General features: G+C 42.4%; 29 protein-coding genes. All 29 read left to right on the top strand.

The features are described 5' to 3' along the window. Entirely contained in the window at positions 1-141 is a 141-nt protein-coding gene (locus tag B5771_RS24305) for a hypothetical protein (protein WP_172408248.1), read from the top strand. Positions 142-160: 19 nt separating this feature from the next. Further along, positions 161-508 carry a DUF3797 domain-containing protein gene (locus tag B5771_RS23845; RefSeq protein WP_140417723.1) on the top strand — a complete coding sequence of 116 codons (348 nt, stop codon included), beginning with the start codon at positions 161-163 and terminating at the stop codon, positions 506-508. Between the two features lie 449 nt (positions 509-957). Beyond that, complete coding sequence (locus tag B5771_RS11145; RefSeq protein WP_088187577.1) at positions 958-1,395, top strand: YopX family protein; 438 nt, start codon at positions 958-960, stop codon at positions 1,393-1,395. Between the two features lie 87 nt (positions 1,396-1,482). Further along, positions 1,483-1,734, top strand: coding sequence for a hypothetical protein (locus B5771_RS11140; RefSeq protein ID WP_088187576.1), 252 nt, complete (start codon positions 1,483-1,485; stop codon positions 1,732-1,734). A gap of 2 nt (positions 1,735-1,736) precedes the next feature. Beyond that, the gene (locus B5771_RS11135) at positions 1,737-2,375 is read left to right on the top strand and encodes an HNH endonuclease signature motif containing protein (protein WP_088187575.1); all 639 of its coding nucleotides are present in this window, start codon (positions 1,737-1,739) and stop codon (positions 2,373-2,375) included. Then, positions 2,372-2,536 (top strand): hypothetical protein, encoded by a 165-nt coding sequence (locus B5771_RS24300; protein WP_172408247.1) that lies wholly within the window; start codon positions 2,372-2,374, stop codon positions 2,534-2,536. The genes B5771_RS11135 and B5771_RS24300 overlap by 4 nt, the downstream gene beginning before the upstream one ends. Beyond that, positions 2,533-2,805, top strand: coding sequence for a hypothetical protein (locus B5771_RS11130; protein WP_088187574.1), 273 nt, complete (start codon positions 2,533-2,535; stop codon positions 2,803-2,805). Before B5771_RS24300 ends, B5771_RS11130 begins: the two co-directional genes overlap by 4 nt. 227 nt (positions 2,806-3,032) lie before the next feature. Continuing rightward, on the top strand, positions 3,033-3,401 hold the full coding sequence (locus B5771_RS11125) for a hypothetical protein (protein WP_088187573.1): 369 nt from the start codon (positions 3,033-3,035) through the stop codon (positions 3,399-3,401). Between the two features lie 54 nt (positions 3,402-3,455). Beyond that, positions 3,456-4,181 carry a hypothetical protein gene (locus tag B5771_RS11120; RefSeq protein WP_242966818.1) on the top strand — a complete coding sequence of 242 codons (726 nt, stop codon included), beginning with the start codon at positions 3,456-3,458 and terminating at the stop codon, positions 4,179-4,181. 212 nt (positions 4,182-4,393) lie between these two features. Continuing rightward, positions 4,394-5,695, top strand: coding sequence for an AAA family ATPase (locus tag B5771_RS11115; RefSeq protein WP_088187572.1), 1,302 nt, complete (start codon positions 4,394-4,396; stop codon positions 5,693-5,695). Continuing rightward, positions 5,696-6,445 (top strand): hypothetical protein, encoded by a 750-nt coding sequence (locus tag B5771_RS11110; RefSeq protein WP_088187571.1) that lies wholly within the window; start codon positions 5,696-5,698, stop codon positions 6,443-6,445. Beyond that, positions 6,445-7,557, top strand: coding sequence for an ATP-binding protein (locus B5771_RS11105; protein ID WP_088187570.1), 1,113 nt, complete (start codon positions 6,445-6,447; stop codon positions 7,555-7,557). The genes B5771_RS11110 and B5771_RS11105 overlap by 1 nt, the downstream gene beginning before the upstream one ends. A gap of 391 nt (positions 7,558-7,948) precedes the next feature. Continuing rightward, complete coding sequence (locus B5771_RS11095; protein WP_088187568.1) at positions 7,949-8,410, top strand: DUF669 domain-containing protein; 462 nt, start codon at positions 7,949-7,951, stop codon at positions 8,408-8,410. A 2-nt stretch (positions 8,411-8,412) separates the two neighbouring features. Beyond that, a complete protein-coding gene (locus B5771_RS11090; RefSeq protein WP_088187567.1) occupies positions 8,413-10,026 on the top strand; it encodes a DEAD/DEAH box helicase in 1,614 nt (537 codons plus the stop codon). Further along, on the top strand, positions 10,027-10,269 hold the full coding sequence (locus tag B5771_RS11085) for a hypothetical protein (RefSeq protein WP_088187566.1): 243 nt from the start codon (positions 10,027-10,029) through the stop codon (positions 10,267-10,269). Continuing rightward, complete coding sequence (locus B5771_RS11080) at positions 10,266-10,565, top strand: hypothetical protein (RefSeq protein ID WP_088187565.1); 300 nt, start codon at positions 10,266-10,268, stop codon at positions 10,563-10,565. The genes B5771_RS11085 and B5771_RS11080 overlap by 4 nt, the downstream gene beginning before the upstream one ends. Positions 10,566-10,567: 2 nt before the next feature. Continuing rightward, on the top strand, positions 10,568-12,802 hold the full coding sequence (locus B5771_RS11075) for an AAA family ATPase (protein ID WP_088187564.1): 2,235 nt from the start codon (positions 10,568-10,570) through the stop codon (positions 12,800-12,802). 389 nt (positions 12,803-13,191) lie between these two features. After that, positions 13,192-13,437, top strand: coding sequence for a hypothetical protein (locus B5771_RS11070; RefSeq protein ID WP_088187563.1), 246 nt, complete (start codon positions 13,192-13,194; stop codon positions 13,435-13,437). Beyond that, positions 13,424-13,834 (top strand): RusA family crossover junction endodeoxyribonuclease, encoded by a 411-nt coding sequence (locus tag B5771_RS11065; RefSeq protein ID WP_088187562.1) that lies wholly within the window; start codon positions 13,424-13,426, stop codon positions 13,832-13,834. The genes B5771_RS11070 and B5771_RS11065 overlap by 14 nt, the downstream gene beginning before the upstream one ends. A gap of 14 nt (positions 13,835-13,848) precedes the next feature. Continuing rightward, positions 13,849-14,001, top strand: a complete 153-nt coding sequence (locus B5771_RS24295; protein ID WP_172408245.1) for a hypothetical protein — start codon at positions 13,849-13,851, stop codon at positions 13,999-14,001. Next, complete coding sequence (locus B5771_RS11060; RefSeq protein WP_088187561.1) at positions 13,985-14,323, top strand: hypothetical protein; 339 nt, start codon at positions 13,985-13,987, stop codon at positions 14,321-14,323. Before B5771_RS24295 ends, B5771_RS11060 begins: the two co-directional genes overlap by 17 nt. Before the next feature lie 61 nt (positions 14,324-14,384). Continuing rightward, complete coding sequence (locus tag B5771_RS11055) at positions 14,385-14,774, top strand: hypothetical protein (RefSeq protein ID WP_088187560.1); 390 nt, start codon at positions 14,385-14,387, stop codon at positions 14,772-14,774. Between the two features lie 314 nt (positions 14,775-15,088). Continuing rightward, entirely contained in the window at positions 15,089-15,580 is a 492-nt protein-coding gene (locus B5771_RS11050; RefSeq protein ID WP_088187559.1) for a hypothetical protein, read from the top strand. Positions 15,581-16,077: 497 nt separating this feature from the next. After that, a complete protein-coding gene (locus B5771_RS11040; RefSeq protein WP_088187557.1) occupies positions 16,078-16,941 on the top strand; it encodes a tyrosine-type recombinase/integrase in 864 nt (287 codons plus the stop codon). Between the two features lie 280 nt (positions 16,942-17,221). Next, a complete protein-coding gene (locus B5771_RS11030; RefSeq protein WP_088187555.1) occupies positions 17,222-17,584 on the top strand; it encodes a hypothetical protein in 363 nt (120 codons plus the stop codon). A 37-nt stretch (positions 17,585-17,621) separates the two neighbouring features. Then, positions 17,622-18,284, top strand: a complete 663-nt coding sequence (locus tag B5771_RS11025) for a hypothetical protein (protein ID WP_088187554.1) — start codon at positions 17,622-17,624, stop codon at positions 18,282-18,284. Next, positions 18,277-19,842 (top strand): terminase family protein, encoded by a 1,566-nt coding sequence (locus B5771_RS11020; RefSeq protein WP_088187553.1) that lies wholly within the window; start codon positions 18,277-18,279, stop codon positions 19,840-19,842. The genes B5771_RS11025 and B5771_RS11020 overlap by 8 nt, the downstream gene beginning before the upstream one ends. Then, positions 19,826-20,074 carry a hypothetical protein gene (locus tag B5771_RS11015; protein WP_172408244.1) on the top strand — a complete coding sequence of 83 codons (249 nt, stop codon included), beginning with the start codon at positions 19,826-19,828 and terminating at the stop codon, positions 20,072-20,074. The genes B5771_RS11020 and B5771_RS11015 overlap by 17 nt, the downstream gene beginning before the upstream one ends. 2 nt (positions 20,075-20,076) lie before the next feature. Next, positions 20,077-20,427 (top strand): RyR domain-containing protein, encoded by a 351-nt coding sequence (locus tag B5771_RS11010; RefSeq protein ID WP_088187551.1) that lies wholly within the window; start codon positions 20,077-20,079, stop codon positions 20,425-20,427. The last annotated feature ends 38 nt before the right edge of the window (positions 20,428-20,465 follow it).

Raw genomic sequence — 20,465 nt, 5'->3', positions numbered from 1 at the left:
ATGAACCAAACGACAGAAGGCCAACTCAGCTCAGAAACCATCGCCGAAATGCACCTTGACGGAACACTCTGCGAGAGCTGCGGAACCTATATCGGCGAAGCTGTTGGGCATCCGAGAGTGTGCAAAGGATGCGAAGAGTAAGGAAGGGGGGCGAAAACTTTTGAACGCTCTTAAATCAGTTGAACTCTTAAAGAAATACTCTAAATGTCCAAAATGCGGAAGCGAACTCATTGGTAACGGAGAAGGCACCCTTGATATATCAGACGATATCTTGAAGCGCACCTGTGAGTGCGGCTGGAGAGTCGAAGTGGATGAGGACGATGTTCCGATTGGACTAAAACTCACTCGCCCAGGCATCTACAAAAAGGGAAATCGAACAAGAATTTGTCTTGGTCAAGAAGGGTTCTTCGTTTACTACAAGACTCCAAGCAAACTAGGACACACTGCAGGTTTACGAATTGATCTTTGGAAGAAATGGGCTAAGAGTGCCACTTATGAAGGACGGTGAACCCAATGTTAACCCTTGAAACTGAAGAAGTCCGCCCAGCACTGCAATGCCAAGCGGACCGAAGAAAAATTACATCTACGGTTATTATACCACGTGATACAGAAAATAATTCAATCTTTCTTTGCGGATTTATTGGATCGATCAAGGAGTTTAGACACTACTTAAATGCACAACGCTTCTTTCTAAACTCCGGTGTGATCTCACCTTAAAGGAGGCGTGGTTATGGTCGTAAAACAAGCACTCGTTAAGTGTGTATGTGGACAAGCTATGCAGTTCCCTGATGGTCAGATAAAAACTCGTTGTGAGTGCGGCACGGTCTGGGAACTCAGCTTGGACGGTCTGTGGGAAATTTGTAAGGTTCCGTTTGTGACTTTTTTAATGATATCTCGCAGGAGTGATCTTAATCATTATCACAGATACATGTTGTGGAGATATAAAGGAGGGCGGAGATGAGTCGAGAGATTAAGTTTCGTGGTAAGCGAGTCGATAGCGAAGAATGGTTTACTGGTTATTTATCTTGCGGTGTTAGTTTTTATAAAGCCAGTCATTTTTCCTTAATCATACGTCCTATTGGATGTAGCATGATTGAATCCCACGAGGTTGATTCCAAAACAATTGGTCAATTCACCGGACTCCAAGACAAGAACGGTGCTGAAATTTATGAGGGAGATATCGTAAAAATCACAGGCGATTATAAGCCTGGAATCTATGAAGTAATTTGGGATGACTATAGAGTTGCTTGGTGGCTAAGAAACATAAAAGCAGCCAGAAGGGAATTAAACCGTGACGATAATTATTACCAGCTGCTTAATAACGTTTGGCAAGACAGAGAAGTCATCGGCAACATCTACGAAAACCCCGAACTCCTGGAGGTCTCAAAGTGCTAAGAAAACTACTCGAGATATTCCGCCGGAAAAATCATTTTGCAGAGCTGTTGAGCTCAGGTAATACGGTACGTCTAAGGAGGGAGAAGTTTGAAGAACTCACTTGGAGATCTGAATAATCATTTATTTGCCCAACTCGAGCGCTTAGGCGATGAGGACATTAAGGGCGATAAGCTCTCAGAGGAAATCGAAAGATCAAAGGCTATCACTCAGGTTGCCACTCAAATTATTAATAACGGCAAGTTAGTCCTTGATGCGATAAAAGCAAAAGATGAGTACCTTGGCGGCGACAACAAGAAAATGCCAGCAATGCTGCGTGAAGCATTTGTACCTGAGGGTTGATTATGAATCGTAAATATAACTCGGATCAAATCGAATTTGTAAGATCTCATATTGCTGGAACAAGCTTTAAGGATTTAACGGACATGTTTAATCAAAAGTTTGGGATGAACTTAAGCGTTCCTGCAATGGTTTCGTTAGCTGATCGACGTGGCCTGCACAACGGCAGGGATACAAAACTCAACAAAGGCTATGAACCAACGCAATTCAAAAAAGGCCATATCCCTTTTAACAAAGGCCGAAAAGGAGTTAGCTACCCAGGAATGAAGCCGACTCAATTCAAGAAGGGGCATAAGCCAGCCAATTGGGTACCGATAGGAACTGAAAGGTTAAGCAAGGATGGATATATCGAAGTAAAAATTGCGGACGGTAAATTAAATAAAAACTGGAAATCCAAGCACGTTTTGATTTGGGAGTCTGCGAATGGTCCAGTTCCTAAGAACCATGTAGTGATTTTCGGTGACGGGAACAAAGGTAATTTTGATCCGGATAATCTAATCCTTGTTTCCCGCCAGCAACTTGTAAGGCTAAATCAAAAGAATCTGATCCAGAGCGATGTTAATTTAACAAGAACAGGGATTATTATTGCGGATATTTACAACAAAATCGGTGAGAGAAAGAAAACCAGAGGTGGTAAATCGTGAAACATGGACGCAAACCCAACGCCAAGCAAAAAGCAAGAATCACGCTATTTGGCCTTAACCACGAAGACTGGTTTGTCACAAAAAATACCCCTTCATTTTTTCAAATCATTCATCGTGATACCGGCGAAGTTAGAAGCTGGAAACGACGTGAGGCTGGATGAATCAGGAAAACTACTATGCTCTTGCTTTATCGATAATAGGCGGATACCTTCCCGAGACATCGTTTGCAAAGCTTGCGAGTCCTCATCCTGATTTAGTTAAGAGAATCATCCTTCCAGAGGATTTAACCCTAATGAAACGGTACCGAAAACAAGGATTAACTTACAAGCAAATCGGTGACATTTTCGGGTTAGGTATGGACGTTGTTTATGCACGGATTAAGAGGAATGTCGGGAATAAGAGGATGAAGGAGGAAAGCGCGATTGTGTAAATGCCTACAGTGTAAAGGTGGCCCATGTAAATGCAAACAGTGTGAATATAAGGGCGAATGCTTTTATTGGTATATCGACGTTTGCCGGTGGGTGGAGATAAGGAAAAAACAATAATGAAAGGAGTGTGATGCCCGCATTAAATAATTTAGTTTTTTGAGGTGGTGATTACAATGTAACGCCAATCTTTTACAAATAACCAAAACTTAAAATGAAAGGAAGAGAAAAAATGCCATTAACCAAAGAAGTTAACATCTTGGAATTAGCTCAAGGTGCTATCCAAGAGCAAGTTATGAATGAAACAGGCGTAGTTTTAGCCAATATCTTGGATCCTAATACGGATGCTACAACAGCCCGAAAATTAACCGTTACTCTTACATTCAAACCGGATGAAAATCGAAATGTTGTTAAACTTTCAGCTTCGGCTAAGGCTACAACAGCCCCGATTAAATCCATTACAACGAGCATCATGGTTGATCAGGATAGAAACGGTAATCCGTGTGCTTCAGAAATTCTTAAGAACGATCCTAACCAAATGGCAGTATTCAGCGAAGATCAAGTGACAAATGTAATTAAGCTAAATGCAATTAATTCCTAAGTTTTATCCCGATGTTCTTTAAATTCATTAATTTAAATTAGGAGTGTGTAAATTATGTCAATGATTAAAGAAGCCCTTCAATACATTATGAGTTTTCGCGATGTTCAAATCATCGAACACAACAATACCAAGTATTCTAACGAACGTCTTACAAAGCTTCCTGAGCTCGAGCCGGATTTCGTAAAGGCAAAAAGCCTCGCTGCCATTGTCGATCTTGTTCTAAATGAACTTAATCATCCTCGCATTGCTGACCTTAAGATCATTATCCAGGTTGAGGGCCCAACTGAAGTTTCTGTATATAGTTCCCTAGATCAGAACCTTGATCGTAAGCGATTGTATGCTGCCGGAGCAGAGGTGCCTAAGCTTCAACTCAATACCTTTATTGGATTGGAATCCATGAATATTCATCTGAAGAGTTGCTTTGTTACCGCAGAAGAAAGAGATGAGCTTATCAAGTTGCTCGGAAATATCACGGAGGAAGCAGTTAAAACAACCAGTGATGATGGATTCTCTCAACAGGTCGTCGCCAGAACGGGAATTGCTACTATGGGCAACGTTACGGTACCGAATATCATAAAACTTACTCCTTACCGCGCATTCCTTGAAGTTAATCAGCCAGAAAGTGAATTCTTAGTCCGGATGCAGGAAGGTCCCAAGGTTGCTCTCTTCGAAGCCGATGGTGGGGCGTGGCGATTGCAAGCCCGTGAAAGAATAAAAGAGTATTTCGAAAGCGCCTTAGAAGCCCTGATCAATGAAGGCCGCGTTGTAGTCTTGGAATAAGTCAAATTTGCCCAACAAATAAAAAGGGCTCCGGTCATTGCACTGGCCGGGGCTCTCTAGAAAAAATGTTAATTTACATTCTAATTATAAAGTTATTGGAGGGTATACGCAATGTTCTGGAAAGGACTGATAGTCGGGCTATTTGTCGGTGCGTTCGTGGGAGTTGTAGTAATATCCATGCTGATTATTTCAAAAGAAACGGAGGAAAAAGCGTGAGCATTAAAATAAATAAGCTCGAAATCGAAAACGTCAAGCGTGTTAAAGCTGTCAAGATTGAGCCGACAGCAAACGGGTTAACTGTTATTGGTGGTAAGAATCGACAAGGTAAAACCTCTGTACTTGATGCTATTGCCTGGGCCCTGGGCGGTAATGCATATAAGCCTTCTGATCCTCAGCGAGAGGGATCGGTGATTCCTCCTAATCTTCACATGGTCATGTCTAACGGTTTGGTCGTTGAACGCAAGGGTAAGAACAGCGATTTAAAGGTTATTGATCCTGGCGGTAATAAAGGCGGCCAGCAGCTCCTGAATGAGTTTGTAGAAGAACTTGCTTTGAACTTACCAAAATTTATTCAAGCTAGTCCAAAAGAAAAGGCTAACACGTTGCTTCAAATTATTGGTGTAGGAGACAAGCTTCAGGAGTTTGAACGGCAAGAAAAGGAACTGTACAGCGAGCGTCAGGCCATCGGCAGAATTTCAGATCAAAAGAAAAAATTTGCTAAAGAGCAACCATACTTTTCGGAAGCGCCAAAAGAACTAATATCCGTATCTGAGCTTATTAAACAACAGCAAGATATCCTGGCTCAGAATGGTGAGAATCAACGAAAGCGGCTTAAAGTTGAACAACTTCGCAATGATCATAAATCATTAAGTGAAAGCATTCAGCGATTGGCAGAACAGCTAAGAGAACTTAAACAGCAGCAAGACAATGTTTATGCTGATTTAGAGATTGCCCAAAAGGACGCTCTTGACCTTCACGATGAATCAACTGCAGAGCTTGAAGCCAATATTTCAAATATTGAAGAGATTAACAGAAAAGTAAGGGCTAATCTCGACAAAGACAAGGCTGAAGAAGATGCCCGGGATTATGCCACCCAATACGACTCTCTCACAACTAAGATTGACGCTGTCAGGAAATCAAGGATAGATCTCCTTCAGAATGCCGACTTACCTCTTCCTGGTCTCTCTGTAGTAGATGGGGAACTTACTTACAACGGGCGCAAATGGGATGGAATGTCTGGAGCTGATCAACTCAAGGTATCTACTGCAATTGTCCGGAAACTTAATCCTAAATGTGGTTTTGTTCTCTTGGACAAGCTGGAGCAAATGGACCTTGATAGCCTTAAGGAATTTGGTCAGTGGCTTGAGCAAGAAGGCCTTCAAGCCATTGCAACCAGAGTAAGCACCGGTGATGAGTGCAGTATCTTAATCGAAGACGGTTATGTCGTGGGTGCTGATAAAGCAGCAGATGAACCGATTCAGGAAACTCCAAAATGGAAGGTTGGTGAATTTTGATTGCTTAGCGTCGACCATAAAGAAGTTATTTTAAACCTTTGGGGATTTGTTAATAGACCAGGTATCGATAAGCTTATCAATTTTCTAAATGAATCCGATTTCTTTAAAGCCCCATGTTCTACGAAGCATCATTTAGCGGAACCAGGTGGATTAGCTGAGCATAGCTTACATGTTTACAACTTGCTATACGAAAAAATTAATCGCTTTGGATTAGATGTACCAAGAGATACGATAACCATTTGTGGCTTGGGACATGATCTATGCAAAGTTAATTCTTATCAAGAAGGCGGCGATCCCTGTAGTGATGCTCAATTTAGTTACCTTTGTAATCTTTGGGATCAGAATCAAAAGCATGCAAAAATTGATTTAGATGATACTACAAAACTTTTCGGCGCTGACGGTAAATTATTGAGATCAATCCCTACCGCAACTGCAACTATCTTGATTAATTGGCTCAAGAATAGCCCTCGTATTGCCTTCACAGAGGAATTGCCAATTGTATATTCCATCAAGGACCAGCTACCCCTAGGCCATGGCGAAAAATCAATAAGTATTTTACAAGACTTTATAAAGCTTACTGATAACGAAAAGTTAGCAATTCGCTGGCATATGGGGGCTTGGGATCTTAGCGATTATTCCGGAAGATGGTCGTTCAACAATGCTAATAAAATTACTCCATTAGTTGCTCTTTTAACTACTGCTGATTTCGAAGCAAGTAATATCCTGGAACGCGAGGAGGTTGAATCTTAATGCAAATTATCCGCGGTGAAATTAAAAGTGCTCAGAAAGTAGTGATTTATGGACCTGAAGGTATTGGTAAGTCAACCTTTGCTTCACAATTCCCAAATCCTATTTTCATTGATACTGAAGGAAGCACTAAAAAATTAAATGTTGCCAGAACTCCCAAGCCTAGCAGTTGGACTATGCTGCTCGAACAGGTTAAATACTTCAAGAATAACCCGAAGGAATTAAGCACGTTGGTCATTGATACTGCTGACTGGGCAGAAATCCTTTGTATTAGTGAACTTTGTTCCAAGTCCCGTAAATCAGGCATTGAGGATTTTGGATATGGTAAGGGATATGTTTATCTTGCTGAAGAATTCGGGCGCTTACTTAACCTCTTGGAAGAAGTTATCGAAGTCGGAGTTAATGTGGTATTTACTGCTCATGCTCAAATGAGGAAGTTTGAACAACCGGACGAAATGGGAGCTTATGACCGATGGGAAATGAAGTTACAAAAGAAGACAGCTCCCTTACTCCGGGAATGGGCAGATACAGTACTCTTCGCAAATTATAAAACTTACGTAGTTAATGTAGATGGTCAAGGAGTTCAGAGCGGTAAAAACAAAGCACAGGGCGGTAAACGTGTCATGTACACAACCCACCATAACTGTTGGGATGCTAAGAACCGCGACAATCTGAAGGATGAGCTATCATTTAGCTTTGATGAAATAGCTCATATTATCCCCGCTGGAGTAGCGATACAGAATACTAAGCCTAAGCCAGCCTATGAAACTCTTCCGCCTAAAGAAGAACCACCTCAAGAACAACTCAAAATGGATACCCCGCCGGCTGATCCTCCTAAACAGGATCCTCCAAAAGAAGACCATCCAAAAACAGAGCAACCTAAAGATGAAAAGCCAATTGACTTAACAGGTGTTCCTAAGGCATTAGCAGATCTAATGGCTGCCAATAAGGTTACGGTCGAGGAAATACAGCAGGCCGTTGCCAGTAAAGGATATTACCCTCAAAATACACCAATCTCGAATTATGATCCAGAATTCATTAGTGGTGTTCTTGTAGGGGCTTGGCCTCAGGTGTTCAAAATGATCGAGGCAATTAGGAATGATATTCCATTCTAGGATGGTGATCATGATGAATTATTTTTCTGAAGCGAGACGTTATCTTTCGTCATCAAACTGCCTCCGTAGAAAATACTCTTGTGTGATTGTTAACCCAGTAGGTCACATGATCTCGGTTGGATTTAATCATAGTAAGATACCCTGCCAAGTATGTGCTCGTAAAAATATTCCTCACAATACGGGCGATTATGGCGAGTGTCACTCGATACACGCTGAACAAATGGCATTGTTGACAGCTGGGATGAGCAGTAATTTAAACAGTTTGAAGGGCTGCAAATTATACCTGGTTTGTGATAGTGATGAGCATCCAGAGCCCTGCCCGATTTGTGCGAGGATGATGGAGTTTTGTGGAGTGTATTTAGTAAAAGAATAAAAAGGGAGCGAGAGACTAATGAATGAAGAACGCGAATTAGGTTGGGATGATCAAATAGAAAACGATGGTCCAGAATTTGTGACATTGCCTGAAGGCGATTATGATTTTGAGGTTATTGAATTTGAAAGGGCACATCATGGTGGAAGCGAAAAACTTCCTCCATGCCCTAAAGCAGTTATTCATATCAAGGTCCAAGGATCAGAGGGCGTTGCGGTAATCAAGCATCAATTATTCTTGCATTCAAAAACTGAAGGAATGCTCTGTGCGTTCTTTACAGCCATTGGTCAACGAAAAAAAGGTGAAAGAGTTAGCATGAACTGGAATAAGGTTGTTGGCTCGGGAGGCAGAGCGAAGGTCGGTATTAGAACATGGAAGAAAGATGATGGTTCTGAAATGACCTTCAATGAGATTAAGAAGTTTTACGAGCCACCTGAAGGTCCACAAAACAGCCAGAAAGGCTTTAAAGCAGGGAGCTTTTAGATATGGACTTAAGACCTTATCAAGCCGAGGCAAAAGATGCTGTATTCAAAGAGTGGGATAATGGGATTCAAAAAACTCTTATAGTGCTTGTTACAGGCGGCGGCAAAACGATTGTTTTTTCAAAGATCACTGAGGATTGTGTTCGAGAAGGTGAGCGAGTTTTAATACTCGCCCACCGGGGCGAACTCCTTGATCAGGCAGCCGACAAAATGAAGAAATCCACAGGCCTAGGATGCGCAGTTGAAAAAGCTGAAAGCTCATGTCTTGAAAGCTGGTACCGGGTTGTTGTTGGGTCCGTGCAAACACTTATGAGGGAAAGTCGGCTCAAGCAATTCCCACAAGATTTCTTCGACAAAATCATTATTGATGAAGCGCATCATTGCCTATCAGACAGCTATCAAAGAATCCTTAACTATTTTAATAAGGCCAAGGTACTCGGAGTTACTGCAACACCCGACAGAGGTGATATGCGAAACCTTGGGCAGTATTTCGAAACTTTAGCCTATGAATACCCATTACCTCGTGCTATTAAAGAAGGTTATCTTTGCCCCATTAAAGCTCAGACAATACCTCTTAAGCTGGATCTCTCCGGAGTAAGCCAGCAGGCAGGAGATTTCAAATCATCAGACTTAGGAAATGCCCTTGACCCATATCTTTATCAGATCGCTGAAGAAATGGCGAAGTGCTGCATGGATCGAAAAACGGTAGTCTTCCTGCCATTGATCAAAACCAGTCAAAAATTTCGAGATATCTTAAATTCTAAGGGATTCAGTGCGGCAGAAGTTAATGGGACTAATGATGACCGTGAGAAAGTGCTTAAAGACTTCGAAGATGGTAAATACAATGTTCTCTGCAACTCCATGTTACTTACGGAAGGCTGGGACTGTCCTTCAGTGGATTGCATCGTCGTATTAAGACCAACAAAGATTCGAAGTCTTTATGTTCAAATGGTCGGGCGCGGTACCCGCCTTTTCGATGGCAAAGATTATCTCTTAATCTTAGATTTCCTTTGGCACACAGAACGCCATGAACTCTGCCATCCTGCACACTTGATATGCGAGTCTCAAGAAGTCGCCGAGATTATGACTAAGAACATTGAAGAAGCCGGTTGCCCTATCGATATTCAAGAAGCTGAAGTGAAAGCCACTGAGGACGCAGTGTTCGCCAGAGAAGAAGCGTTGGCTAAACAACTCCAAGAAATGAAGAATCGTAAGCGTAAGCTCGTGGATCCGCTACAGTTCGAAATGAGCATTCAGGCCGAAGACCTCGTTGGTTATGTACCGGCCTTCGGATGGGAAATGGGTCCACCAAGTGAGAAACAAGTTCAGACTCTTGAGAAATTAGGTATTTTCCCAGATCAAATTGAGAGTGCAGGTAAAGCTGGTAAGATCCTTGATCGACTTGATAAGAGACGACAAGAAGGATTAACGACACCGAAACAGATACGATTATTGGAAGGTAAAGGATTCCAGCATGTAGGCTCTTGGCAATTTGAGACAGCTAAAAAACTGATTGATCGAATTGCTGCCCATGGCTGGCGAGTGCCGCATGATATTAATCCGCATGAGTATAAACCAGAGGTTGTGCCGAAGTCTGATTTTGAGTGGGAGATGTAAATGAAAGCGCAAATTAAAATTAGAATGCTTCAAAATGTTCGTCCAGACTTTATTTTTCTTGCTAAACCAGGGACTATTTTACGTCAAGGCTTAGAATACGATGCAATGACCAATCCGAACGGAGCAATTTCTGGTCTCTGCGATAACGGTGAATATATGGGTGTAAAGCCAGGAGAATTTGAGTTCGTTACAGCCCCTGAATGGATTCTTGAGATTCACAGGAAAACAGGTGACAAAACATGATTGATTTCAAAACAAAGATAAAGAGACCAACAATAAAGCCTTTTGTTTCAATCGATGGAATTGAAATCGATATCGAAAATACTCCTTCCGGAAGCATAACGCTTGAACAGTACAACAGCGCAAGAGCTAATTCACCAGGATTCCATCTACTGTACACTAAGCTTAATAATGAGGCGCTGATAGAGGCAGTAAAGCATAACCTAAACAATTGTAGAGTTAATGTTTCAGAATCAACTTACGAATGGTCATTGCAGAATATTTTAGTTCCTGAACTTATTAAGAGACTGGAGGCCTAACTTTGGAAAAGCAGTATGACTTGCTTGAAGCACTAAATAATGTCGACCCGGCAATGCTGAATTATCAAGAATGGACAAGCGTCGGTATGGCCCTAAAAGAAGCAGGTCATACTGCTTCCGATTGGGATGCCTGGAGCCGACGGGACGTTAAGCGATATCATGCCGGCGAGTGCTTCAAGAAATGGGATAGCTTTCGCGGGACAACAAAGCCGGTAACAGGTGGAACGATTGTTCAATTAGCCAAGGACCAGGGATGGAGGCCAGAGCGAAATACCGAAAGCTATGAACTAGAATGGAACGCTATCATTGGCAATAAAGATGAGCTCGTGGTTATCAATAAGAACTGGATCGAAGGCCGAGAGATCAATGAACCTAATTCATGGAATCCTGTTGAAGAGTTAATTAAATATCTCTCAATCTTGTTTGAAGCTTCAGAGAACGTTGGTTATGTCACAGAAAGCTGGGAGAAGGATGGTAAATACCTTCCTACTAGGGGTTGCTGGGATCGTACAGCCGGGGAGCTAATTCAGCAATTGAACCAGTGTAACGGTGATATTGGATCAGTCTTGGGAGATTACAAACAGGAAGTTGGGGCATGGATTCGGTTCAATCCCTTAGATGGTAATGGTGTTAAGAATGAGAACGTTACAGACTTTCGATATGCCCTAGTTGAGTCGGATGACATGGAAATCGACAAGCAAAATGCCATTATCCGAGAACTAGAACTTCCAGTGGCCTGCCTTGTTCACAGCGGAAAGAAAAGCCTTCATGCCATCGTGAAGATTGAGGCCGCCAACTATGACGAGTATCGGAAACGTGTTGATTACCTTTATTCAATTCTTAAAAAGAATGGTCTCAATGTAGATACACAAAACCGTAATCCCTCAAGACTTTCACGGATGCCCGGGGTTATGCGTAACGGTCAAAAGCAATTCCTAGTCGATACCAACATAGGTAAAGAGAATTGGAAAGACTGGCAGGAATGGATTGAAGGCATCAACGACGATCTTCCAGAGCCCGAAAGCATGGCTAGTATTTGGGATAATCTTCCCGAGCTGTCGCCGCCACTGATTAATAATGTTCTCAGACAAGGTCATAAAATGCTTATGGCTGGACCGTCTAAAGCTGGTAAGTCATTTGCCCTCATTGAGTTATGTTGTGCCCTTGCTGAAGGGCGCAAATGGTTTGGTTGGGATTGTACTCAGGGGAAGATTATGTACGTTAACCTAGAACTTGACCGGCCAAGCTGCCTTCATCGTTTTAAGGATGTATATCAAGCGTTAGGATGGGAGCCAAAGAACTTAGGCAATATTGATATCTGGAACCTCCGTGGAAAGTCTGTCCCTATGGATAAATTGGCACCTAAGTTGATCCGAAGAGCTGCCAAGAAGAATTATATTGCCATCATCATCGACCCGATCTACAAGGTCATTACAGGCGACGAGAACAGCGCCGATCAGATGGCCAACTTCTGCAACCAGTTTGACAGAGTCTGTACGGAGCTGGGAGCCGCCGTGATCTATTGCCACCATCACAGTAAAGGGAGCCAAGGCAATAAGCGTAGTATGGACCGTGCTTCGGGATCCGGAGTATTTGCCCGGGATCCTGATGCACTAATGGACCTTATCGAACTTGAACTTAATGAAGATATTCTCAAACAGGAAGAAAATAAGGCCGTCTGTAAGGTATGCGAATCCTGGCTTAAAAAACATGTCCAGCACTGGGAAAATGAAGTCTCTCAGGATGATTTATGCAGTGAAAAGGTCATGCTTGAGGTCACTAAAAAGCTTTTAAATCCAGAGATGTATAAAACTATGGAGAAGGAAGTCAGCGCCGCCAGAAGGTCAGTTAAGCAGCGTACAGCCTGGAGAATTGACGGTACCTTGAGAGAGTTCCCTAAGTTCGATCCGGTAAATTTGTGGTTTGACTACCCTATTCATTATGTGGATGAGGTTGGTAGTCTTAATGATGTTGAGTCTGAAGGATCGGGTCCATCATGGAAACGCGCTATAGGTAAGAGAAAGCCGAAAGAATCTAAGGCTAATGACAGGAAGCGATCCGTTGAGGTTGCCGTCGAAGCTTGCAGTTTCAGCGGGCAAGTAACCGTTGAAGAGGTCGCTAGATACATGAGTGTAAGTGAAAAAACCGCTAGAAGAAGGATACAGGAACACGGTGGATTTACCATTTCTGAAGGTATTGTTACTAAGACAGGGACAGGGACAAAAACGGAAAATTAACTTTTGTCCCTATAAAGAACAGAGGGACAAAAACGGAATTTGTCCCTGTCCCTCAAAAATGTCCCTAGGGACAAGAGTAGGGACAAAAACAGAAAAAGCGTTTTTGTCCTTAAAAATTGTCCTCAGGAAATCTTATGGACAACTTAGGGACAAAAACACAAATCACGTTTTTGTCCATTAAGAATCCCAGGGACAAAATGAGGGACAAAAACGTATATATATACATTTCTGTCTGTCCCTCACGCGTCCGTCACAGGGGTAAGGAAGTCGTGCGTGAGCTTGCACGACGCCTCCCTTTACCCTGTCTGTGACTAAAAGAAGTTGTCCAGAAAGAAAAAACGCAATTGGAAGAATTGTAAAAAAATAACACAAAACAAGAGGTGTGTAAAATGGCATGGGTTAAAACAAGTGATGATTTACTTTGCGTAAAACAAATGCCTGAATTAAAAAGCAAAGGTTATGAAGGAGAATTTGATATCACCAAAAGTGAAGTTGTTAAGTGGCTTATTAAGCAGCCTGGAGTTTTGCAATATGTCTATGATGTAGTACGAGGCAAAAATCATAATCGAGAACCATTAATTGTTTACAATCCAGAACGCGGTACATGGCGGGGTATTAATTATGGCAAGAACTGAATTTTTCATGCCGATGATCCCGCCAACCGAAACCCATCAAGAGAAAAAGGTAAATATCAAAGCAAGTACCAAAAAGGGGAAACCGGTATTTTATAACCCAACAGAACTTAAGGCCGCCAGAGCTAAACTTGAAGCGAACCTTGCAGGGCATAAGCCGGAGAAAAAATACACAGGTCCAATCAGGTTGTTGGTGAAGTGGTGTTTCCCGATGACGGGTAAGCATCAGGACGGTGAATACAAAACAACCAAGCCTGATACGGATAATCTGCAAAAAATGCTTAAGGATGTTATGACGGATCTTGGTTTTTGGACGGATGACGCTCTGGTTGCTAGCGAGATCATTGAGAAGTTTTGGGCAAAGATCCCGGGAATCTATGTGGTCATTGAGAGTCTTTGAGGAGGTAGTTTTTCATGGGTAAATATGATCATTTACCAGATGTTCCCGCTGATGCACCTTATTCAAAGTGTGACTATTACGATGCGAAATCTTTAGGACTAGATCTAGATGACTGGAATGACTACGTTGAATACTATGAGTTGGGCAAAAATGAAGAGTATGAATAAAGAAGATCATCATCCAAGCGATCCAAGGCCAGACTTAGTAAGAGATCATCGACTTTGGGGAATTGTGCTCTATAACTGCTGGCATCTTAAAGAACACGAATTATATTTCTTGCTTCATGGTATCCGTTGTGGTGGGGCTGAGATCACAAAGACTCAAACGAGCTACACGTTGATGCCTGGAGAGTGGAATGATAAAGAATGGGACGATATTAAGCGAAATAATTTAAGCCCGCTGAAGATTGATCTAATGCTTGTTTTTAAGCTTACCAGGGTTGGTAAGGTGACGGATGAGAAGCCGCCAGAGATGTTTATGAGAAAGTAAGGGGATAGTCGTATGAATGATAAGTATAACGATTCACTATATAAAATAGGGGCTGATGTCAGTGAGGAACTCCAAAAGTCCATGGCGAAGTGGCCTTTGTTTAATTCACGGCATTGAGGGATACGGAGTCATTCTTGAGGAACTTGACGAGCTTTGGGATGAAGTGAAAAAGCATAAACCAGACGTTAAGAATATGAGAGCCGAGGCCGTACAAGTTGCAGCAATGGCTATGAAGTTTATCATGTCGATGGAGAATGATTGGAAACCATATTCGGAAAATAGGAAATCAGAGAACCTATTTAAGGGGAATGAGGAAGAACTGAGAATGATCGAGCAAAAATGCCATCAATGCCTGTATGACGTTATGACAAACGAAGCACTTGAAAAACTTGGTGCCGATCCCTGCGATACATGCACTGATTTCTCTAACTGGAAGCCGAAGGAGGATTAGGCTTATGAAAAAAATTCAAGTGGACTCTGTCAACCGGCTTTGGCCCTGGGGCAGAGCATACTGGGGAATTCAAGATTGAAGACGATGCCACGGAAGAAAAGATTAGAGAAGCCTGCGTGGAAGAAGCATGGAACTATATGGACTTGTACTGGGAGGTTGAGGAGGCCAAGACAGATGACCGACAATAATAACACCTGCCAATGTTGTGGTAATAAACTGATCCACGAATCTGGATGCGTTCACTGCCCAGTGTGTGGATGGAGTAAGTGTGGATAAACTGGAGATAACGTGACCGCAAAGGAAGTGAGTTCAGCTTGGCTGATGAAATTATACGCGCTGCTTTTAAAGTAGCTGAAAGATGGCTCTATAACTTAACTAAGTGGAAAGCAGAAATTGAGGTAATGCTCGAAAATCAAAATGACCATAGCAGTAAAATTACAGCAGGTTATAGTCCGGGAATCGGAGGATCAGGAACTACGAGCGATAGTACAAGTTTACGAGCAGCCATTATCCTTATCGAAGAGGACAAGCTTCCTGTATTACAATCAAAAGTAAGAATGATGGACGCTGCTATTGACTCACTTGGAGATGATCAGCGGCAACTTGTCAAGTTAAAGTATGTCAAATGCTGGACAAATCAGAGCTGTTGGGAGCACATGCGATTAAGTGAATCGGATTTTTATAGAGAACGCAGAAAAGCCGTTGGTAGAATAGCGGAAGTTATGTTAAATGCAGATCAGTTTTTAGTTGAAGTTGATAGGCATTTAGGAAAAAACGAAATTGACAGGAATTTGACAGGAATTTGACAGTACTGTATTGACTTATAAGTGGTATAATAAAGCCGTAGGCGATATACGGTTAATGAGCAGAAGCGTTCCCGAAAGGGGCGCTTTCTTTATTTTGTTAAGGCGGTGATTGGATTGCCAAAACAAGCTTTCACCTGCGTAGGATTTGAACCCAAGAAAGCTGGGCTAAATCCTAACTGCGGTAATTGTAAAAACTGGAAGAATGCGAGTTGCTCGGTCCGGGCAATACTGGATGAGTTGTACGAGGAAAGTCCAAAGTTTAGGGTTTATGATATGATGATGCGAACAAACAAGGGCGTGAGGTTCGAATAGGCGGGGGCGCTCCCTCCCGCGTCAAATCGTGGACAGTCTCATCTTGAGACATTAAGGTAAAAAATGGTCACTTCGCATACTATACAATATGCGAACAGTTATGTTATAATATCTACAATAATAAGGCCTTGAACAGCCTATTATCTGTTAAAAAACTGTTCGCTTATGTGTAGGGGGCGTTGTGAATGTTAGACGAATACTTAGCTGTCTTGGAGGGCACCGGGAAGAGTAGCCGGTCAATAGCAACTCGAAGGATACAATTAAGCAAGTTTTTAGCATGGTTAAAAGAGACAACTGAGTCAGACGATCCCCTGGGAATCACTTCAATCGACGCAGCCAAGTACAGAAAGTATTTGCAGGATAATAACATGAAGCCAAATTCAGTAAATACGGCACTATCGTCGATAAAAGCCTTTTGCCAATGGTTGTATGAAGAAGGCAAGTTATCTCATAACCCAGTCAAAAAGGTTAAGCAGGTCGATGTTGTCAAAACAGCTCCAAGAGGATTGAATAAAAATGAGAAGCATAGGCTCCTCAGAGTCATAGAACATACAAAGAATAAAAGAGATGGGTCTATTATTTTAACCATGCTAAGTACTGGCATTCGAGTATCAGAGTTGGTCGAGTTAATACCAGAGGATATTGTTTTGAGTGACAGGAAAGGCGTTTTGATCGTAAGGGCTGGCAAGGGGAACAAGTTTAGGCAAGTACCCATGCGTAAAATGCTAAGAGATTACATGGCAGATTACATGGGTAACATTCGAATCAAGTACCTTGGCGAATACTTATTCCAAGGGCAAAGAGATCCTAAACTAACACCTCGTGCTGTGCAATTGATATGCAAGAAGTACGGCGAGCAGGCGAAGGTTGACAACCTAACACCTCATATATTAAGACATACTTTTGCTCATGATTTACTAGATGCTGGTGTTAGCCTGGATAAGGTTGCCTTGATGCTTGGACATGCAAGCTTAAATACGACGGCGATCTATACGAGGCCAGACATGAACGATCTACAGAAGGCAGTGGACCAGGTTGATTATGTATAAAAGGGATTCCTTATTAACAGGTAGGGCTGAGAGAAGTTCTATCTGTTTTCTTTTGTCTGTGCTTTGTGTGCGTGTTAAAGGAGCAGGCATGCCCAGTGAGCAGGGTACGTTGGGCAAATGTCGAACATGGTCGGAAATTGACCACGAAAATCGAATTTTTTTATACGCAATCCCCCTCTCGCAGAAATTTTCCCCATTTTTATTAGCCTTAAAGTGAAAATTTTTCCCGGTAAAAAATTTATACACATAAAACTGGTGAGTTGAAAGAAGGAATTTACTAATGGAAAAACTTGAGCATGATTTATTGACTAATAAATATACAGAAGTTTGGCACGAAGAACATAAGACTATGAAATTTAACGCTCCACATCACTTTACTGTATGTGAAGTTGAAAAGAATCACAAAATCTTAGCAAAAGTTGATTTCCAGGAAGGCCCGATAAAGGAATGCGGCGTCAACGGCGTATGCAACGAAGATTTAATAGCAATGGTCATTACTCGGCTTGAACACTTCCAAAAATCAGAATATGCGTGCCGTGATAATTCAATTGCTATTACCAAGCTTGAAGAAGCTATGCTCTGGTTAAGAAAGCGAACAATGGCAAGAGAAAAGCGTGGAGTTGAAGGAACCCACGTTAAGTAAATAGTAGTTAAAATACCCCACAAAGGAGGGATAAATCATGCAAGACAATGAAGAAAAACCCCTAAACCTTGTCGATGACGATGACGATTTCACAACCTGCGTTGAGGAGTATGACCAAGCCCTCCGACAAGTCATCACGGAAAGCGAAGCCAATAACTCCGCCGCCACTCAGAAGCGTAGCAAAACGTATCTATCTTCTGAAATTCCAGTAAGGCCTTGTACTAGCGAATGCCTTCACCGTGATCAATGTAAAGATTTTATGTCTGGAAAGGTTAAGGATAAAGAACTTTGTCGTCCAGAACTTCGTCAGATTAAAAAATGGCAAGTAGCCTTCAGAAAAAATGATCTCGAATCCCTAAAAGATGACGTTGGCACAGTAGCCGGTGGCATGGCAGTTCAGGTTAATCGCTTGTTAGAAGCTGTTATAAAAGATGGCGTGGTTGTAGAAAGCGAGAAGCTCACCAACAGCGGCTTAAGATATACAGAGAAAGTCGCTCACCCGGCGCTCAGGGAAGCGGCGCATATTATGAAGACTTTGGGCATAGACATGGGGAGCTTCTTAATGACTCCAAAATCTGCTAAGGATGCAGGGCCTCAGGTCCATGTTAATATTGGTATCTCTGCCGATGAAGTACAGGCAAGATTTGCGGCGAGATATAACCAGAAGTTGCCTGAAGTGAAGGTAATCTCGGATGAGTAGAGGGCCAACAATTATTACCCAAAAACCAATAACGTCTGATGTCTTGGCAGACGTACTCGCAACGGAGGCTGGCTATCTTGAGTTGCTTACAGATCCAGCGATTGAGTTTGATGATTATCAACGTGACTTTTTGGAATCAACAGAGCGTTTTCAGATATGGCTTAAGGGCCGGCAGTTAGGATTCTCCTTCGTGTCAGCTGCTAGAGCCTTGGCTCGAAGTCAAAACCTTGATGATTATACCTGTATCATCGCGTCATACAAGCTGGATGACTCCAAAGAGAAAATTCGATATGCTAAGCAACTTTATGATTCATTACCTGACAATTACAAGAAACGAAAGCTCGTGGATAACACAACATCGCTTGAATTCGTTTCTAAGTCAGGGCGAAAGTCTACCGGCACTCGGATCATAGCTCAAGGTAAGGGGCCTATTCGTGGTAAGGGTAGTAATAACGTCCTTGATGTTATCCTTGATGAGTTCGCCTTTTTTGGTGGTTGGGACAGCGTAGTCTATACTTCAGCAGTACCGGTTTTTACTCGAGTAAAGCATGGTTCGCTGACAGTTATATCAACGCCACTCGGTAAAGCCGGTAAGTTTTACGAGATATGGGATAATCCCAAAAAATATAAGAATTATAAGCGTCGCACCATATACTGGTGGGACTTTTCTTTACTCTGCAAAGACGTTCCGCGAGCTCGAAGAGAAGCCCTAAACATGGAAACCCTTCAGCGAGTTGAGGAATTCGGTACAGAACAACTACATGAACTCTTCAATGCTATGGACCTGGAGGCATTTCAACAAGAGTTCGAATGCGCCTTTGTCGACGATAACTCATCATACTTTCCCTTGCAAATGGTATATGCCTGCGTCATGAATGATGAAGGCGAAGAGGGGGAGACCGAACAGGACCGCCTTATGGCCAGTGGATTTACTGACCTTCGTAAAAAAATCAAAGGTAGACTCGGAGCTGGGTACGATGTTGGCCGCCGAAAAGATGCCTCAGAACTTATCAGTCTTGATGAAACGGAAGTCGCTAAGATTCTTCGGCTTATGGCGACCTATAAACAATCTGACTTTGAGCTTCAGCAGCGTGAGCTTAGTAGATTTTTAGAGATCGCTAAGCCGGTTCGACTTGATATTGACGAAACCGGCCTTGGAATGAACTTGGCCGAAGATCTTCGCAAGAAATACGGTGGGCAAGTTGAGCCAATCAGTTTCACGAACGCCAGTAAAGAAGCTATGGCGATTGCCCTTCACAAGGATTTTGAAAAGGGACGCAGCGGGATTCTAATTCCTAATGACCGAGATTTAATCTCCCAGATCGTAGCTATTAAGCGTGATGTCACGAGTACTGGAGCCTTCCGATATTCCGTCGAACGCAACGATAAGCACCATGGCGATAAATTTTGGGCGTTGGCATTGGCAAATTGGGCGCTTGAAGTTAAGAGAGAACCTGTCCACATGCAGGCAGTTCGAACATCATATGCAGATATTCTCGAAGAGGATTATTATGATGGGCTCGATGATCAGGGAGGATATTATGATGGGTATTTTTAAGCGGATACGATTGCCAGATCCGCCTTGGAAATGGAATATAGGGAAGTTGAGTCAAAGAATTTTAGCATTGGAAGGCGTTTATGATGTCATGCCGGAGTATGTTTCACCGGGTAGGTATTTGGTACATGTTTGGGCTGAAATTAGGGACGATCTTGAGTCAAGGATTCGGGATGTAGCTTATAGGCGGCCAAGAGATGTGAAGATTGACGTTTTATTGTATCGGAGGGAGTAAGGATGTTTAACGGAGTTAATATTGAGCAGATTGCCGAATTGTGCCATGAAGTTAACCGTGCTTATTGTGAGAGTCTGGGGGATCATTCGCAGAAAAGATGGACAGAGGCGCCTGTTTGGCAAAAGGAGAGTGCCATTAACGGAGTAAGGTTTCACCTAAATAATAATGCTACTCCGGAAGAAACGCATATTAGCTGGATGCGCGAGAAGGAAGCAGATGGATGGATATATGGAGATATAAAAGATCCTAATAAGAAAACTCATCCCTGCATGGTACCTTATGATCAATTACCTCAGGAACAGCGTAGCAAGGATTACTTATTCAAAGCTATTTGCGAATTTTTCCTGAAATAAATTCGTAGCAATCCCCATCAAGGGAGGTGATTCCATAG

This window comes from Desulfosporosinus sp. FKA (genome assembly GCF_002196785.1).
GTDB classification, from domain to species: domain Bacteria; phylum Bacillota; class Desulfitobacteriia; order Desulfitobacteriales; family Desulfitobacteriaceae; genus Desulfosporosinus; species Desulfosporosinus acididurans.
This window is presented reverse-complemented; position numbering and strand designations above follow the sequence as displayed.

Coding starts and splice junctions, on each gene's coding strand:
- B5771_RS11080 (WP_088187565.1), top strand. CDS start 10,266: ATGATTGATTTCAAAACAAAGATAAAGAGACCAACAATAAAGCCTTTT.
- B5771_RS11105 (WP_088187570.1), top strand. CDS start 6,445: ATGCAAATTATCCGCGGTGAAATTAAAAGTGCTCAGAAAGTAGTGATT.
- B5771_RS11130 (WP_088187574.1), top strand. CDS start 2,533: ATGAATCAGGAAAACTACTATGCTCTTGCTTTATCGATAATAGGCGGA.
- B5771_RS11030 (WP_088187555.1), top strand. CDS start 17,222: ATGGAAAAACTTGAGCATGATTTATTGACTAATAAATATACAGAAGTT.
- B5771_RS11090 (WP_088187567.1), top strand. CDS start 8,413: ATGGACTTAAGACCTTATCAAGCCGAGGCAAAAGATGCTGTATTCAAA.
- B5771_RS24295 (WP_172408245.1), top strand. CDS start 13,849: ATGGGTAAATATGATCATTTACCAGATGTTCCCGCTGATGCACCTTAT.
- B5771_RS24305 (WP_172408248.1), top strand. CDS start 1: ATGAACCAAACGACAGAAGGCCAACTCAGCTCAGAAACCATCGCCGAA.
- B5771_RS11065 (WP_088187562.1), top strand. CDS start 13,424: ATGGCAAGAACTGAATTTTTCATGCCGATGATCCCGCCAACCGAAACC.
- B5771_RS11125 (WP_088187573.1), top strand. CDS start 3,033: ATGCCATTAACCAAAGAAGTTAACATCTTGGAATTAGCTCAAGGTGCT.
- B5771_RS11020 (WP_088187553.1), top strand. CDS start 18,277: ATGAGTAGAGGGCCAACAATTATTACCCAAAAACCAATAACGTCTGAT.
- B5771_RS11040 (WP_088187557.1), top strand. CDS start 16,078: ATGTTAGACGAATACTTAGCTGTCTTGGAGGGCACCGGGAAGAGTAGC.
- B5771_RS11135 (WP_088187575.1), top strand. CDS start 1,737: ATGAATCGTAAATATAACTCGGATCAAATCGAATTTGTAAGATCTCAT.
- B5771_RS11085 (WP_088187566.1), top strand. CDS start 10,027: ATGAAAGCGCAAATTAAAATTAGAATGCTTCAAAATGTTCGTCCAGAC.
- B5771_RS11145 (WP_088187577.1), top strand. CDS start 958: ATGAGTCGAGAGATTAAGTTTCGTGGTAAGCGAGTCGATAGCGAAGAA.
- B5771_RS11010 (WP_088187551.1), top strand. CDS start 20,077: ATGTTTAACGGAGTTAATATTGAGCAGATTGCCGAATTGTGCCATGAA.
- B5771_RS11070 (WP_088187563.1), top strand. CDS start 13,192: ATGGCATGGGTTAAAACAAGTGATGATTTACTTTGCGTAAAACAAATG.
- B5771_RS11120 (WP_242966818.1), top strand. CDS start 3,456: ATGTCAATGATTAAAGAAGCCCTTCAATACATTATGAGTTTTCGCGAT.
- B5771_RS11095 (WP_088187568.1), top strand. CDS start 7,949: ATGAATGAAGAACGCGAATTAGGTTGGGATGATCAAATAGAAAACGAT.
- B5771_RS11060 (WP_088187561.1), top strand. CDS start 13,985: ATGAAGAGTATGAATAAAGAAGATCATCATCCAAGCGATCCAAGGCCA.
- B5771_RS11025 (WP_088187554.1), top strand. CDS start 17,622: ATGCAAGACAATGAAGAAAAACCCCTAAACCTTGTCGATGACGATGAC.
- B5771_RS11015 (WP_172408244.1), top strand. CDS start 19,826: ATGATGGGTATTTTTAAGCGGATACGATTGCCAGATCCGCCTTGGAAA.